Annotated in this window: 16 protein-coding genes; 3 read left to right on the forward strand and 13 right to left on the reverse strand. The window is 63.4% G+C overall.

The window, feature by feature from the left end; genetic code table 11:
• Positions 1 to 49: 49 nt before the first annotated feature.
• The 8 genes from M0D65_RS03550 to M0D65_RS03585 form a co-directional block, all read right to left on the reverse strand.
• Positions 50 to 907: a cytochrome c oxidase subunit 3 gene (locus M0D65_RS03550; RefSeq protein WP_266251123.1), complete on the reverse strand. Its 858-nt coding sequence runs from the start codon at positions 905 to 907 to the stop codon at positions 50 to 52.
• 93 nt (positions 908 to 1,000) lie between these two features.
• Positions 1,001 to 1,207 (reverse strand): DUF2970 domain-containing protein, encoded by a 207-nt coding sequence (locus tag M0D65_RS03555; RefSeq protein ID WP_266251125.1) that lies wholly within the window; start codon positions 1,205 to 1,207, stop codon positions 1,001 to 1,003.
• 36 nt (positions 1,208 to 1,243) lie between these two features.
• A complete protein-coding gene (locus M0D65_RS03560) occupies positions 1,244 to 1,828 on the reverse strand; it encodes a cytochrome c oxidase assembly protein (protein ID WP_266251127.1) in 585 nt (194 codons plus the stop codon).
• Positions 1,829 to 1,872: 44 nt separating this feature from the next.
• Positions 1,873 to 2,007, reverse strand: a complete 135-nt coding sequence (locus tag M0D65_RS03565; RefSeq protein WP_091009532.1) for a cytochrome oxidase small assembly protein — start codon at positions 2,005 to 2,007, stop codon at positions 1,873 to 1,875.
• 116 nt (positions 2,008 to 2,123) lie between these two features.
• Positions 2,124 to 3,737, reverse strand: coding sequence for a cytochrome c oxidase subunit I (gene ctaD / locus M0D65_RS03570; protein WP_096721325.1), 1,614 nt, complete (start codon positions 3,735 to 3,737; stop codon positions 2,124 to 2,126).
• A gap of 45 nt (positions 3,738 to 3,782) precedes the next feature.
• Complete coding sequence (coxB, locus tag M0D65_RS03575; protein WP_266251129.1) at positions 3,783 to 5,441, reverse strand: cytochrome c oxidase subunit II; 1,659 nt, start codon at positions 5,439 to 5,441, stop codon at positions 3,783 to 3,785.
• Between the two features lie 63 nt (positions 5,442 to 5,504).
• Complete coding sequence (locus M0D65_RS03580) at positions 5,505 to 5,978, reverse strand: DUF2244 domain-containing protein (protein WP_266251131.1); 474 nt, start codon at positions 5,976 to 5,978, stop codon at positions 5,505 to 5,507.
• 265 nt (positions 5,979 to 6,243) lie between these two features.
• Positions 6,244 to 7,209: a methyltransferase domain-containing protein gene (locus tag M0D65_RS03585; protein WP_266251133.1), complete on the reverse strand. Its 966-nt coding sequence runs from the start codon at positions 7,207 to 7,209 to the stop codon at positions 6,244 to 6,246.
• Positions 7,210 to 7,293: 84 nt separating this feature from the next.
• On the opposite strand from M0D65_RS03585, the gene M0D65_RS03590 reads away from it, so the two are divergent.
• Positions 7,294 to 8,085, forward strand: a complete 792-nt coding sequence (locus M0D65_RS03590) for a ComF family protein (RefSeq protein WP_266251135.1) — start codon at positions 7,294 to 7,296, stop codon at positions 8,083 to 8,085.
• Positions 8,086 to 8,119: 34 nt separating this feature from the next.
• Positions 8,120 to 8,590: a tRNA (uridine(34)/cytosine(34)/5-carboxymethylaminomethyluridine(34)-2'-O)-methyltransferase TrmL gene (trmL, locus tag M0D65_RS03595; RefSeq protein ID WP_266251137.1), complete on the forward strand. Its 471-nt coding sequence runs from the start codon at positions 8,120 to 8,122 to the stop codon at positions 8,588 to 8,590.
• Between the two features lie 112 nt (positions 8,591 to 8,702).
• On the opposite strand, the gene M0D65_RS03600 is transcribed toward trmL, so the two are convergent.
• The 5 genes from M0D65_RS03600 to M0D65_RS03620 form a co-directional block, all read right to left on the reverse strand.
• Positions 8,703 to 11,156 (reverse strand): penicillin acylase family protein, encoded by a 2,454-nt coding sequence (locus tag M0D65_RS03600; protein ID WP_266251138.1) that lies wholly within the window; start codon positions 11,154 to 11,156, stop codon positions 8,703 to 8,705.
• A 154-nt stretch (positions 11,157 to 11,310) separates the two neighbouring features.
• Positions 11,311 to 12,309 carry an NAD(P)H-dependent glycerol-3-phosphate dehydrogenase gene (locus M0D65_RS03605; RefSeq protein WP_266251139.1) on the reverse strand — a complete coding sequence of 333 codons (999 nt, stop codon included), beginning with the start codon at positions 12,307 to 12,309 and terminating at the stop codon, positions 11,311 to 11,313.
• Between the two features lie 21 nt (positions 12,310 to 12,330).
• Positions 12,331 to 12,801, reverse strand: coding sequence for a protein-export chaperone SecB (secB, locus tag M0D65_RS03610; protein ID WP_091009504.1), 471 nt, complete (start codon positions 12,799 to 12,801; stop codon positions 12,331 to 12,333).
• Between the two features lie 152 nt (positions 12,802 to 12,953).
• Positions 12,954 to 13,217 carry a glutaredoxin 3 gene (gene grxC, locus M0D65_RS03615; RefSeq protein ID WP_091009499.1) on the reverse strand — a complete coding sequence of 88 codons (264 nt, stop codon included), beginning with the start codon at positions 13,215 to 13,217 and terminating at the stop codon, positions 12,954 to 12,956.
• Positions 13,214 to 13,639: a rhodanese-like domain-containing protein gene (locus M0D65_RS03620; protein ID WP_091010882.1), complete on the reverse strand. Its 426-nt coding sequence runs from the start codon at positions 13,637 to 13,639 to the stop codon at positions 13,214 to 13,216. The genes grxC and M0D65_RS03620 overlap by 4 nt, the downstream gene beginning before the upstream one ends.
• Before the next feature lie 137 nt (positions 13,640 to 13,776).
• Here M0D65_RS03620 and gpmA point away from each other — a divergent pair, with 137 nt between their 5' ends.
• Positions 13,777 to 14,523: a 2,3-diphosphoglycerate-dependent phosphoglycerate mutase gene (gene gpmA / locus M0D65_RS03625; RefSeq protein ID WP_266251142.1), complete on the forward strand. Its 747-nt coding sequence runs from the start codon at positions 13,777 to 13,779 to the stop codon at positions 14,521 to 14,523.
• Positions 14,524 to 14,569: the final 46 nt, after the last annotated feature.

Raw genomic sequence — 14,569 nt, forward strand, 5'->3', positions numbered from 1 at the left:
ACGTACTGCGGCGCGCGCCGGCCACTGCGTACGCGCGGCCGAGCCAACGTTACAACCAGTAGACGACGACGTACAGCCCGAGCCACACGACGTCCACAAAGTGCCAGTACCACGCGGCGCCTTCGAATGCGAAGTGATGATCCGCCGTGAAGTGCCCGCGGATCAACCGCACCAGCACGACCGTGAGCATCGTACCGCCGAGGAACACGTGGAAGCCGTGAAAGCCGGTGAGCAGGAAGAACGTCGAACCATACACACCCGATGCGAGCGTCAGGTTCAGCTCGTTATACGCGTGGAAGTATTCGAAGCCCTGCAAAAACAGGAAGCAGACGCCGAGCAGGATGGTCGCCGCCAGCCATATGATCGCCTTGTTGCGATGATTTTCACGCAGCGCATGGTGCGAGACGGTCAGCGTCGCACCCGATGACAGCAGCAGCGCCGTGTTGATTGTCGGTACCGGCCACGGTGTCATCGACTTGAAGCTCGACACGAGCGCAGCCGGCCCGTTGTTCGGCCACACCGCCGAGAAGTCCGGCCAGATCAGCTTGTAGTCGAGGCTGCCGAGTTCATGCAGCGCGATCTGGCGGGCGTAGAACAGCGCACCGAAGAACGCGCCGAAGAACATCACTTCGGAGAAGATGAACCAGCTCATGCTCCAGCGGTACGACAGATCGACGCGCTTGCCGTACATCCCGCCTTCGGACTCGGAGATCGCATCGCCGAACCAGTGATACAGCACATACAGCAACCACAGCAGACCGGCGAGCGCGGTGAGCGGCGCCCACGTTTCACCATTCACCCATGCCGCCAGCGAACCGAGGATAACCAGCAGCCCAAGGGCTGCGGTGATCGGATGCCGCGACGGGTGCGGTACGAAATAGTACGGGCTCTCGTTTTGACCGCTCATGCTTGATTCTCCACTTCAGTCCAGTTGTTCCGGAAGCTCCGGCTGTATCTTATACGGCGCCCAGGTGCTGCGCCGTTCACGCTTATAACTGCCTCATCCCACCACGGCGCGCACGATCAGAATCAGCACACCGATAAAGATTGCAGCGCCGATCAGCGCAGCGAGCACGACATGCAGCGGGTTCAGCTGCGTTGCGTCCGCTTCGAGATCGCGCCGTTTGCGCACACCCAGAAACGACCACATCACGGCCTTCATCGAACGGCCGAAGCTGCTTTTGCTGCGCCCGCTGTCGCCTCCCATCTGTCTCGCCTCGCTTTTGCCTTGTTCCGCGTCCGCTCAGGCGGGATTCGTCGCCGTCCCGCGCACAACCGGCGCAGGCGTATTCAATTCGAAGAACGTGTAGGACAGCGTGATCGTCTTCACATCCTTCGGTAATTTCGGATCGACGACGAACACCACAGGCATCCGCTTCGTCTCGTTCGCAGTCAACGTCTGCTGCGTAAAGCAAAAACATTCGATCTTCTTGAAGTACTCGGTCGCCTGCTTCGGCGCGTAGCTCGGAATGGCCTGCGCCTGAATCGTGCGCGCCTGCTCGTTCGAGACTTCGTACATCACCGTCGTCACTTCGCCAGGGTGCACATCGAGGCTGCGCTGCTCCGGCCTGAAACCCAACGGACCGCGCGCGTTCGCATCGAATTCGACCGAAATCGTGCGGCTCATGTCCACCTGCGTGTTCTTCGCTTCGCGTGCAGTGGCATCGCGCTGCACGAGGTTGTTGATGCCGGTGATCTGGCAGATCGCGCGATACATCGGCACCAGCGCAAATCCGAAGCCGAACATCAGCGCGGCAACCACGACGAGCTTCACCAGCATCGAACGGTTAAAAGAGCGATCGGCCTCGGCCGGGTCCTGCGTCGACATCGAACGTCCTTAACGAACTTACCTGCGAAAACTGCACCCACACGTCAGGCGAAAAACACCTGCCTGATGAAGATACCCACAAAAAAAGCAGCGGCAACACCGAGCAGTATCAAGCCCAGCCGTTTGTTGCTCGCACGGATCTGTTCCGGCGTACGCCCTTTTTGTGGATTCCCGCTCATGCTGGACTGCCCTGTTGCTTCATTCATGCTGCTTCATTCATCGATAACGGCGCCATGTTTGCGCGGCGCTCCGGTCAGACTCACAGCGGGACCGGAACGCCGCGCGGGAATACGGCTTACTCGACTGTCGGCGGATGCTCGAAGGTATGGAACGGGGCCGGGCTCGGCACCGTCCACTCGAGACCTTCCGCACCGTCCCACGGCTTGTCGCCAGCCTCTACGAGGCCATGACCGCCGCGATACGCCGGCAGCGCGACCGCGAACAGGAAGTACACCTGTGCGAGACCGAAGCCGAACGCGCCAATCGTGATGACCTGGTTCCAGTCGGTGAACTGCGCCGGATAGTCAGCGTAACGACGCGGCATACCGGCGAGCCCGACGAAGTGCATCGGCAGGAACGCGAGGTTGAAGAAGATCATCGATGCCCAGAAGTGGATCTTGCCGCGCGTCTCGTTGTACATCCAGCCGGTCCACTTCGGCGCCCAGTAGTACCACCCTGAGAACAACCCGAATAGCGAGCCCGCCACCAGCACATAGTGGAAGTGGGCCACCACAAAATAGGTACCGTGATACTGGATGTCGAGCGGCGCCATCGCGAGCATCAGCCCCGTCAGACCGCCGAACGTAAACACGAACAGGAAGCCGACCGCGAACAGCATCGGGGTTTCGAACGTCAACGAACCGCGCCACATCGTCGCGACCCAGTTGAACACCTTCACGCCCGTCGGCACAGCGATCAGCATCGTCGCGTACATGAAGAACAGCTGGCCCGTCACCGGCATGCCGGTCGCGAACATGTGGTGCGCCCAGACCATGAACGACAGGATCGCGATCGATGCCGTTGCGTACACCATCGAGCTATAGCCGAACAGCGGCTTGCGCGCGAACGCCGGGATCACCTGCGAGACGATCCCGAACGCCGGCAAGATCATGATGTACACCTCGGGGTGGCCGAAGAACCAGAAGATGTGCTGATACATCACCGGGTCACCGCCGCCTGCCGCGTTGAAGAACGACGTGCCGAAGTGGCGGTCGAACAGCACCATCGTGATCGCCCCGGCCAGAACCGGCATCACGGCGATCAGCAGATAGGCGGTGATCAGCCAGGTCCACACGAACATCGGCATCTTCATCAGCGTGAGGCCCGGTGCGCGCATGTTCAGGATCGTCACGACGATGTTGATCCCGCCCATGATCGACGACGCACCCATGATGTGGACCGCGAAAATCGCGAAGTCCATACCCGGGCCCATCTGCGTGGAGAGCGGCGCGTACAGCGTCCAGCCCGCGGCGGTTGCGCCGCCCGGTGCGAAGAACGAACCGACCAGCAGGACGGCTGCAACCGGCAACAGCCAGAAGCTGAAGTTGTTCATCCGCGCGAAGGCCATGTCCGACGCGCCGATCTGCAGCGGGATCATCCAGTTCGCGAAGCCGACGAACGCCGGCATGATCGCGCCGAAGACCATGATCAGCCCGTGCATCGTGGTCAACTGGTTGAAGAACTCAGGACGCATGATCTGCAGCCCAGGTTCGAACAGTTCCGAGCGGATCAGCAGCGCCATCACGCCGCCGGACAGGAACATGATGAACGAGAACAACAGGTACAGCGTACCGATGTCCTTATGGTTGGTCGCGAACAGCCAGCGGCGCCAGCCATGGGGCAACTCGTGCGCATGGTCGCCGTGCACGTGCTCGTGGCCCGCGGCTACATCGTGTCCGATGCTAGACATGACAATCTCCTAAAACGAATACTGCTGCGGCTGTGTGCGTATGCATCAGGCGGCCGGGCTGATCTCAACACGCCGGGCTTCTTTCGCGTCGCTACCGCCCGTGACGGTTTCCGGCTTCTTCAAGATGATGTGGTCTTCGGCGATACCGGCCGCTTTCAGTGCGTCGCGCACAGCTTGCGCGCGATGCTTCGAAAGTTCGGCATTGGTCGCAGCCGAGCCGCTCGCATCGGTGAATCCCGACAGCGTGAGCTTCGCGTCCGGATGGGCTTTCGCGTAGGCCGATGCGGCATCGATCGCCGCTTTCGCGTCGGCCGGCAGCGTGCTCTTGCCGATGTCGAAGTAGATGCTGGCGGGCAACGCGGCTTGCGAAGCTGCTGCGCTATCCGAGGCACCTGATGTAGCCGTTGCTGCAGTTGCCCCCGATGCCGCGGCATCCGCGCCGCTCGCCGCTGCTGCACCGCTTGCCGCGGCAGCATCGCTTGCGCCGGCTGCTGCGCTCGCGAGATGGTCGCCGCCTTCGGGCATCTTGCCGTTGCGGGCATCCGCAACCTGCTTCGGCTGGAGAATGTCGCCTGTGTGGTTGCCCCACGAGTTACGTTCGTACGTGATCACCGAAGCGATCTCGACGTCGTTGAGCGTGTTGCCCCATACCGGCATCGCACCCTTGCCGTGCAACACGATGCTCACGTGCTGCGCGATCGGGCCGTTGGCAATCTTGCTGCCGTCGAGTGCCGGGAACGCGCCCGCGCCCTTGCCGTTCGGCTGGTGGCAGACCGCGCAGTTCGCCGTGTAAACCTTGCCACCACGATCGAGCAGTTCGGCAAGCGTATAGGTCTTGTTCGGATCGTCAGCGGCGGCGGCCATCAGCTTCTTCTGATCGTCGACCCACTTCGCGTAGTCGTCGGCAGAGAGAACTTCGACGACGACCGGCATGAACGCGTGTTCCTTGCCGCACAGTTCCGTACAGAAGCCGCGGAACGTACCGGTCTTGTCGGCCTTGAACCATGTGTCGCGCACGAAGCCAGGAATCGCATCCTGCTTCACGCCGAACGCCGGGACGTACCACGAGTGCACGACGTCGTTCGCCGTGGTGATGATGCGGATCTTCTTGTCGACCGGCACGACGAGCGGGTGGTCGACTTCCTGCAGATACGTATCGCTGATTGGTGACGTGCCGTCCGTTTCGCTACGCGGTGTGGACAGCGTGGACAGGAAGTTGATGCCCTCGCCCGGACCCTTCACGTAGTCGTAACCCCACTTCCACTGGTAGCCAGTGACCTTGATGGTGAGGTCGGCGTTGGTCGTGTCCTTCATCGCGACGACGGTCTTGGTGGCGGGCAGCGCCATCAGCACGACGATGATGAACGGGACGATCGTCCAGATGATTTCGACGGTGGTGCTTTCGTGGAAATTGGCCGCCTTGTGGCCTTTCGATTTGCGGTGCGCAAAGATCGAATAGAACATCACGCCGAACACGCCGATGAAGATCACCGTGCAGAGAATCAGCATGAACGTATGGAGGCCGTAGAGCTCCTCGGCGATCTTCGTGGCGGGCGCCTGGATATTGATCTCGTTGACGCGGGGACCGCCGGGACTGTCGCCTACCGCCAGGGCCGCGCCGGCGAAGAGCAATCCGCCACACGCCAGCACGCCCGAGAGGGCTCGCTTGATTGTTTTCATAGCTTCCTTACCCAAAATTTCCATTCAAACCCTCGACCCCGCAGGAAGGTTGTGCCGCGCCTCCTCGCAACGGCACGGCTCGCCGTATCAGCAACGCCTGAGCCACATACGCAGCTCGGCGGCGAACTGCGCGCGCCGATACTGCGCCAGATGCAGCCCGATCGTGATCGTCTCTCCACGCGACACCAGCTTGATGCGCTCACGCGGCGTTGCGCCCGGCTCAATCCTCACCCAGCGCGGATTGAATTCGAACTGCGTGACCCGCTCGGCGCTGACCTGTTCGACGACGAGCCGGTTGGGAAACAGCCGGATGCGCTCGTAGTCGACAGCATGGCGCGCGTATATTGCAAAAGCCACTCCAACCGCCAGCAAATCGATACCGGTAAACGGCAACACCAGCCAGGCGCCGCGCAAGACCAGTACCAATGCAATCAACAACGAGAACGCCGCAAGCGACATATAGAAACACACGAACTGCCGTGGCGATACCGAACAGTTGCGCTTCATGAGCCAGTCTCGCAGGACCGGCTCAGAATCTGTCAGCAGATCTGTAGCATCCATCGCTGTCTCCTGCGAACCGGCGCCGACTGCTGCAAGCACCGCCAGTGGCAAGGCATACCGCCCTTCGGTGCTGCGGGCCTGTCGCTCAAGTGTGGGAACCCCGAGCGACAAACTGACGCATTATAGGCGGGTTCAATGGCATCCACAAGCAAGCGTCTATCGCCTCGCAAGCCAGGCGCGACAAGCCTCTGCGCCATTTCGACGCAGTCTTGCAAGCGCTTTTTGGCCGCGAATTCCAGACATAACAGATGCCCTCTTTACCGCTTCAACGATTCTTCCCCAAGCCCCGCCCGATGTCCTCGAGACGAACGATGCCGTGTCCTTCGGCCGTCGTGCGCGGCACTGCTTTCCATGCGTGACCGTAGATCACTTCGAAGGTGAGCGCGATCGTACCGTCTGCGCCGCGACGCGCTTCCAGCGCCGCCAGCAGCGCGCGATGCAGACGGCGCGCGGCCTGCGGCGATGCGTCATCGCGCACGAACGGGTAGGCGCCCCAGCGGCGGACGTCCGCGAGCAGCGACTCCGGCGAGCGATAGGTGATAGTCAACGTTTCCTGGTCCATCACCGGAATCTCGAAGCCGCTTTCCACCAGCATGTCGCCGAGATCGTGCATGTCGACGAAATCGATCACGTGGGCGCGTGCGCCGAGTCCGTGCGCGGCATCGACCTGCGCGTATGCACCGCGCAATTCTTTCAGTGTGTCGGGACCGAGCGTGCTGAACATCAGCAGGCCATTCACCTTGAGTACGCGTTGCCACTCAGGGAAAACCAGATCAGGACGCGAGTGCCAGTGCAGCGCGAGATTGGACCAGACGAATTCGAATGCGCCGGCAGCGAACGGTAGCGCGGAGAAGTCGGCCTGCGCAAAGCGCGGGCCGCGGGTGCCGAGCGCCCGGCCGATCGATGCAGGAAGGAAGCGGCGCCAGCTCGTGTCGCCGCCGTCGTGATCGAGCGCGCGGCCCAGCATCGCGTGCGACAGATCGGTGCCGAACACCGGTGCTTCGGGGAAGCGCTCGCGCAGCGCAGGCAGGTCCTCGCCCGCGCCGCAGCCCGCGTCGAGCACGCTGGCTGGATTGATCTTGATGTAGTCGAGACGCTCGCGCATGCGCTGGGCGATCTCGCGCGGGAGGAAGGCGACGTCGTCGAAGGTCGCGGCGCGGCGGTCGAAAATCCGCCGCAGGCGCCGGGAATCGTAGGCCGGACGGCTGGATTTTGCAGGCGTTGGGGGCATGGGAGTCGTACGGGCGAAGTGTGCGAAGTATACTCGCTCGCTCCTATCCGTTCAGCGCAGGAGGCCTTCGCGGGCGGTCCAGTCATGCCATTGCCGGCTTTGTCATCAGTTTCTCCATCGCTGAACCTGCGGGTTGCGCATATCGCGCGACGCGTGGGCACCGTGCTGCCGCACCTCTCCCACGCGCTGCTGCCTAATCTGTGTGCCTTATGCGGCAATTTGTCGCAGCAGGTAATCTGCGCCGACTGCGACGCCGCTTACTGGAATGAAGCACGTCTGCGCTGCCGCGTCTGCGCGGTACCGCTCGGACGATTCCGGCATGCAGCGACAGCCGGCTATCGGTGCGGCGACTGCGTCGCGGAGCCGCCGTCGTTCGATGCGACGTTCGCGCTGGCCGACTATCGGCCGCCGCTCGATGCGCTCGCCACTGGTCTGAAGTTTGGCGCCCGGCTGATGCTCGCGCGGGAATTCGCGTTACGTCTTGCACGCGTGGCCGACGACGCGCTCGAAGCCACCGCCCGGCCCGACCTCGTGGTGCCCGTACCGCTCGCGCGGCGGCGACTGGTACAGCGTGGCTACAACCAGGCGTGGGAAATCGCGAAGCCGTTCGCCCGCGCGCTACAGCTGCCCGCCGATCCAACGCTGCTGGTTCGCACGCTCGATACCGCGCCGCAGTCGCGACTCGATCGCGCTGCACGGCATCGGAACGTCGGGACAGCATTCGTCGTAACGCAGCCGGTGCGCGGTCTGCACGTTGCGGTGGTCGACGACGTGATGACGAGCGGCGCCACACTCGATGCGCTTGCGCGCGCGCTCAAGACAGCAGGTGCGCAACGCGTGACCAGTTTCATTGCGCTACGCACGCCGCAAGACTAGCCCTACAACGCTTTCTATCCAGCCTCTTATCACCATGTTCAACGTCGTTCTTGTCGAACCGGAAATTCCGCCCAATACCGGCAACGTGATTCGCCTGTGCGCCAACACCGGCGCGCGGCTGCATCTGATCGAGCCGCTCGGTTTCCCGCTCGACGACGCAAAAATGCGTCGCGCGGGCCTCGACTATCACGAGTACGCGCAGATGCATGTTCATGCGGACTGGCCCGCGTTCATCGCAACCGAGACCCCCGACCCCGCACGCATGTTCGCGTTCACGACACGCGGCGCCGGGCGTTTTCATGCGCATGCTTTCCTGCCTGGCGACTGGTTCGTGTTCGGCGCGGAGACGCGCGGTCTGCCCGATGCGGTGCTCGACGGCTTCGCGAACGAACAGCGCGTGCGCCTGCCGATGCGACCAGGCAACCGCAGCCTGAATCTGTCGAATACGGTAGCGATCGTCGTGTTCGAAGCGTGGCGTCAGGCGGGCTTCGAAGGGGGCGAGTGAGGGGGCGAATGAGGGCGCGTGGCTTCGGCGAGATAGCGCGGTGCGTGCGCATCGCGTCGTTGAAGCACGCGATGCTCATGCACCTGCACCTGATATGAAGATCAACAGCAGTTCACGGCCTCAATTCCAGCCGATGAACCGCGCTGCCCGGCAGAAACGGCGTCGCCTCGCCATGCACCCAGGCTTCATGCCCCGCGAGAAAGTACGGCGACATCGGATGCCCCGATTGCCCGCCAGGCATCTCGAAGATGCCATCCTGCTCGCGTCCCGGTGACACGACCATCCGCTCGGATGCGCCAAATGTCGGCGACTGCACGCGCGGCATGTAGAAGTCGCCCGGCAGTTCATCGTGGGGTGCGCTGAGCGAGTCGCGTACCCACGGCAGCCACGCCGGGATCATCTGCGCGAACGGATGCGCGATCGCCGAGCGATTGCGCTCGCCCCAGCGGGCGTCCTCTACCTTCGTGCCAGCAGGCAACTGGCCGATCGTATGGTCGATACGGTCGAGCATGAAGGCACGCCAGTCCGCGAAGCCGTCCGGCACCCAGGCGTGGTGAGCCGCGAGCGCCTCCATCACCGCCTCATGACGCGAACTCGCGGCGCGATAGCCAAGTTTCGGGTCGGTCGCCTTGAGCGTTGCGTCGAGCTTGCCGAACCACGCGTCGAAGAGCGAAAAATAGAACCCGCGGACGAGCCGGTAGCCCGTCCCATCGACATCCGCGCGCCCGTTCCACTGCTCGATCGCCTGCCGGAATGCGGCGCGTTGCGGATGGTCCTTCAACGCGTCGGCATCGAGTGCGTCGAGGGCGACGTGGCGCCAGGTTTCGATCCACAGCGCGCGGTCGTCGGTCTGGATCGCCAGCAGGTCACGCTCGCTCGCGTGGGGCAGCGCGAGCAGATCGTCGCGGATCTGCGAGGCACGTGCGCCGAGGTCGGTCCCGCCGTCGCCGTACAGCGCCGCCTCGTCGAGCGGCAAGGTGCGATTGTTCGCGGTCCACAGGCGCCCGAGCGGCGGATCGATTCGCGACGGATACGCGTCCGGTGCCAGATAGCCCTGCCAGCCGCGATAGGTAGCCGAATCGAACGGCAGATCGCTGAGCGGTCCGTTCGGTAGATCGGTCGCTGTGTCTCGGTGCGGCACGGGTCCGGCAAGCGTCCAGCCGATCTTGCCGTGCGCATCCGCGACGGTGAAATTCTGCGTGGGAATTCCACTGATTTGCGCGACATGCAGCGCATCCGCGACACTCGTGGTCCCTTCGAGCTGCTGCAGGTTCATGTTGATCGCCTCGCGATCGTGCGCGACCCAGCGCAGCGCATAAGCATGCGAGCCGACGACGATCTGCGGTCCCCATTGCGTCTCGATCACCGGCAGGTCGACCGGCGCCGCACCTTTCACTGCGATGCGCTCATGGTAGACAGTCGAGCGCGCCCAGCTGCCGTCCGCGACCCGGTATTGCAACGGATCGGCGGGATTGCGCTGCAGTTCGATCAGATCGATGTAGCGGCCGTAACTGTCGGTGAAGCCCCAGGCGATCTGCCCGTTGCTACCGGCGATCACGAGCGGCACGCCTGGCAGGCTGACACCCGTGACGTGGCGCATCTTTCCATCCGGTCCCGGCCACGTCATCGATAGCCGGTACCAGATGTTCGGCAACGACAAACCGAGGTGCATGTCGTTAGCGAGCAGCGCGCCGCCGTGCGCACTGTGCGCGCCATCGACGGCCCAGTTGTTGCTGCCGATCATCGAGCGGTTGATCATCGCGCTGTCTTCCACCGAACCGGCTTCATGCGCTGCGACGCTCGCCGGTTTCGCCGTGGACAACCAGTCCGGGCGCGTTGCGGGCGGACTCACGAGCGCGTCGTGTGCAGGCGCCGCGACATCGAACGGCGCGTCCCAGTGGCTGGTTGCGGGAAGCATGAAGGCGAACAGATCCGCGGGTATGCGCTCGCGCAACGCGGCACGCGACAGGATGCGGTATTCCTCGTCGCCCTGCAGATCGAAGTACATCGTATAGACGGTGAGCAGCGTGTCTTCGGGACGCCACGCCGCGGGCTGCGTGCGCAGCAGCCAGTATTCGAACGGGCGCGAAGCCAGCGACTTGAGCCCGTCGTTGACGCCCGCCGTGTATTGATCGACCAGTTGCCGCTGCTCGGGAGGCAGCGCGGCAATCAACGCCTGTGCGCGTTCGCGAAAGCGGTGCAGCCGGTTGCGGCGATCGAGTGGCAGCGCGGCCGGACCGATCAGTTCGGACATCTCGCCCGCGGCGACACGGCGCAGCAGGTCCATCTGGAAGAAGCGATCCTGCGCCTGCACGAAGCCGATACCGAAGGCCACGTCAGCGCGCGTGCGACCTTGTAGAGTCGGCACGCCGAGCGCATCGCGATTGATCGTCACCGGCGCGGAGAGCGTCGAGACCACGTGGGTTCCATCGAGCTGCGGGAGGCTTGCACGCAAGGTCGCCCAGGCGGCGATTGCGATGACCGCAACAAGCGCGATCAAGATGCAGAGCAGTGTGATCAACCAGGCGGAATACCGCCTTCTTAAGCGAGGACTCGGAGGATTCATTGCGAAAAACAGGAGGTTCTTGTCGCCGATCGGTCAGGGGTGTCGATCGGGCCAAAGGATACACACCGATAGTACGGTGTTATGAACCTACCGCGACACGATGACATTCGAGAGTCCGGGTCATGCAGCCATGCCGCATAAGCCGCGGACTTCCTTACTCGGCTTTCGCGTCGCGCCGCAACAGCGCGCTGACCGCATCGCGCGGTGCGACGCCTTCGAACAGTACCGCGCACACCGCCTGCGTGATCGGCATGTCGATGCCGTGCGCATGGGCGATGGCTAGCACGGCCTGCGCGCAGCGCACGCCTTCCGCGACGTGGCCGAGGGTGCCGAGAATCGCGTCGAGCGGACGACCCGCCGCAAGCTGCATACCGACTGTCCGGTTGCGCGAGAGATCGCCGGTAGCGGTGAGAATCAGATCGCCGAGCCCGGTCAGACCGGTGAACGTTTCCGTGCGGCCGCCGAGCGTCGCGCCGAGACGCGACATTTCCGCAAGACCGCGCGTGATCAGCGCCGCGCGCGCGTTGAGCCCGAGGCCCAGACCGTCGGCAATGCCGGTGGCAATCGCCAGCACGTTCTTGACCGCGCCACCCACCTCGACGCCGACGACGTCGTCACCGGTATAGATGCGCATCGCGCCGTGATGAAACGCGGCGACGGTGCGCTCGCGACACTGCGCCGACGTACTCGCCACCGTCAATGCAACGGGCAAGCCCTGCGCCACTTCGCGCGCGAAGCTCGGACCCGACAGCACGCCGTTACTCGGATGACCGGCAAGCTCTTCTGCCACGACCTGATGCGGCAAACGCTGCGTGTCCGCATCGAAACCCTTACACAGCCACACGATATGCGCCGGTACCGCCGCCGCATCGCGCATCGCGCGCAGCAGTCCGCGCAGCCCTGCAACCGGCGTCGCGACGACACACAGCGCGTCGTCTGCGGCGCCGTGCGCGAGCGCGGCGGCAAGCTGCGTTTCATAGCGCAGCGCGCGCGGCAAGGCAACGCCCGCTAGATAGTGGGCGTTTTCATGTGCTGTGGAGAGTTCGGCGACGAGCGCGCTGTCGCGCGCCCAGAGCACCGCATCGTGCCGCGCGGCCAGATGGCCGGCAAGTGCGGTGCCCCATGCACCGGCGCCGAGGACGGCAACCTTCATACCCGGCACCGTGCGCGAGCGTCAGTGTTTCGCGGTGCTTTGCGCCGCGCTTTCCTGCGACGCAATCTGCGCGAGACGCTGCTCGTAGAGCGCCTGGAAGTTGATTTCGGCGAGATGGATGGGCGGGAAACCTGCGCGGGTGATCGCGTCGGCGATGTTCGAGCGCAGATACGGGAACAGGATGGTCGGGCAAGCGATGCCGACGAGCGGATCGACCTGTTCTGCCGGAATGTTGCGGATGTCGAAAATGCCGGCCTGCTTCGCTTCGATCAGGAACGCGACCTTGTCCGAAACCTTGGCGGTCACGGTGCCGGTAACGAGGATTTCAAACACGCTTTCTGCGAGGCGTTCGGCCTTCACGTCGACTTCGACCTCGACCGACGGCATTTCCTGTTCGAGGAAGATGGCCGGCGAGTTCGGTTGCTCGAGCGACATGTCCTTCAAGTAGACACGCTGGATGTTGAAGAACGGCTGGTTATTCTCGTCGGACATGATTAAGTGATTCCCTGAATGTAGTTGCGGCGGGCCATGTTTCCATGGTCCGCCAGTTCGGTGTACTGCTACGCCGCCCCGTTACGGGGCCCGACAGGACCGGCTCTCGCGCCGCGCCGCCGGGTCGTCTGGCACCGCGTCGACCGGACGGCTTAAGCGGCAACTTCCAGCAGCGGCGTCAGACCGCCCTTGCGGTCGAGCGCGGAGAGATCATCGTAACCGCCCACATGTGTGTCGCCGATGAATACCTGCGGCACCGTACGCCGGCCGGTACGCGTCATCATTTCTTCGCGCCGGGTCGGATCCTTGTCGATGAGCACTTTTTCAACATGCTCGACGCCGCGCGACTTTAAAAGACGTTCGGCCATCTGGCAATACGGACACACCTGCGTGCTGTACATGATCACTTTGTTCACTTTGCAGCTCCTTGCTTCACGACCGGCATGCCGGCCTGCTGCCAGGCGTTGAGACCGCCCTGCAGAACATGGACTTCGGCGTAACCCGCATCCTGCACGACGCGCACCGCCTTGTTCGACTGCTGGCCAGTCTGACACACCAGCAGCACCGGATTGTTCTTGTTCTTCACAAGCTGGCCAACCTTTGCCTGCAATTCGGCAAATTCGACGTGGCGTGCCGACGGCAGATGGCCGGTCGCGAAATCCGCCGCCGAACGCAGATCGACGACCACGGCGTTGCGCCGGTTGATCAGTTGCGTGGCTTCGCCGGCGGTAACACCGCCGCGGCCACGGCGGCTGAGCGCCGGCCACAGGAGCAACCCACCAGAAATGAGGACGATCGCGATGAGTACAAGGTTTGTGTAATCGGTGAAAAACTTCACGGAAAATCCGCCGAAAAAGAGAGAAATCGAAAAGGAGAATCCAGCCATTATAAAATAACCGCCTGTCGCCGATACGACCGTCCGCTTTCGGCACCTCGGCCCGACGCTTTACCGCTTCCTTACTACCGACCGGCACCATGTACAAACTCGTTCTCATCCGCCACGGCGAATCGACGTGGAACAAGGAAAACCGCTTCACCGGCTGGGTCGACGTCGACCTGACCGAGCAGGGTAACCGCGAGGCGCAGCAAGCCGGCGTCCTGCTGAAGGAATCGGGCTACACGTTCGATATCGCCTACACATCCGTGCTGAAGCGCGCGATCCGTACGCTCTGGCACGTGCAGGATCAGATGGATTTGATGTATCTGCCGGTCGTGCACTCGTGGCGTCTGAACGAGCGCCACTACGGCGCGCTGTCGGGGTTGAACAAGGCCGAAACCGCGGCGAAGTACGGCGACGAGCAGGTGTTGGTCTGGCGCCGCAGCTACGACACGCCGCCGCCCGCACTCGACCCGTCCGACGAGCGCACCGCCTACGCCGACCCGCGCTACACGAAGGTGCCGCGCGCCGATCTGCCGCTCACCGAGTGTCTGAAGGACACGGTCGCGCGCGTACTGCCGATCTGGAACGAATCGATCGCGCCGGCCGTCAAGTCGGGTCGCAAGGTGCTGATCGCGGCGCACGGCAACTCGCTGCGCGCGCTGATCAAGTACCTCGACGGTATTTCGGACAACGATATCGTCGGCCTGAATATTCCGAACGGGATCCCGCTCGTCTATGAACTCGATGAGAACCTGAAGCCGCTCACGCACTACTACCTCGGCGACCAGGAAGCGATCGCGCAGGCGCAGGCCGCGGTCGCGAAGCAGGGCAAGGCGGGTTGATCGCGAGGCGCGGCGGCTCGCCGTACACCGCCGCGCCACCCGCCCG

This window comes from Paraburkholderia sp. CHISQ3 (assembly GCF_030464945.1).
In the GTDB taxonomy this organism is placed as follows: Bacteria; Pseudomonadota; Gammaproteobacteria; order Burkholderiales; family Burkholderiaceae; genus Paraburkholderia; species Paraburkholderia megapolitana.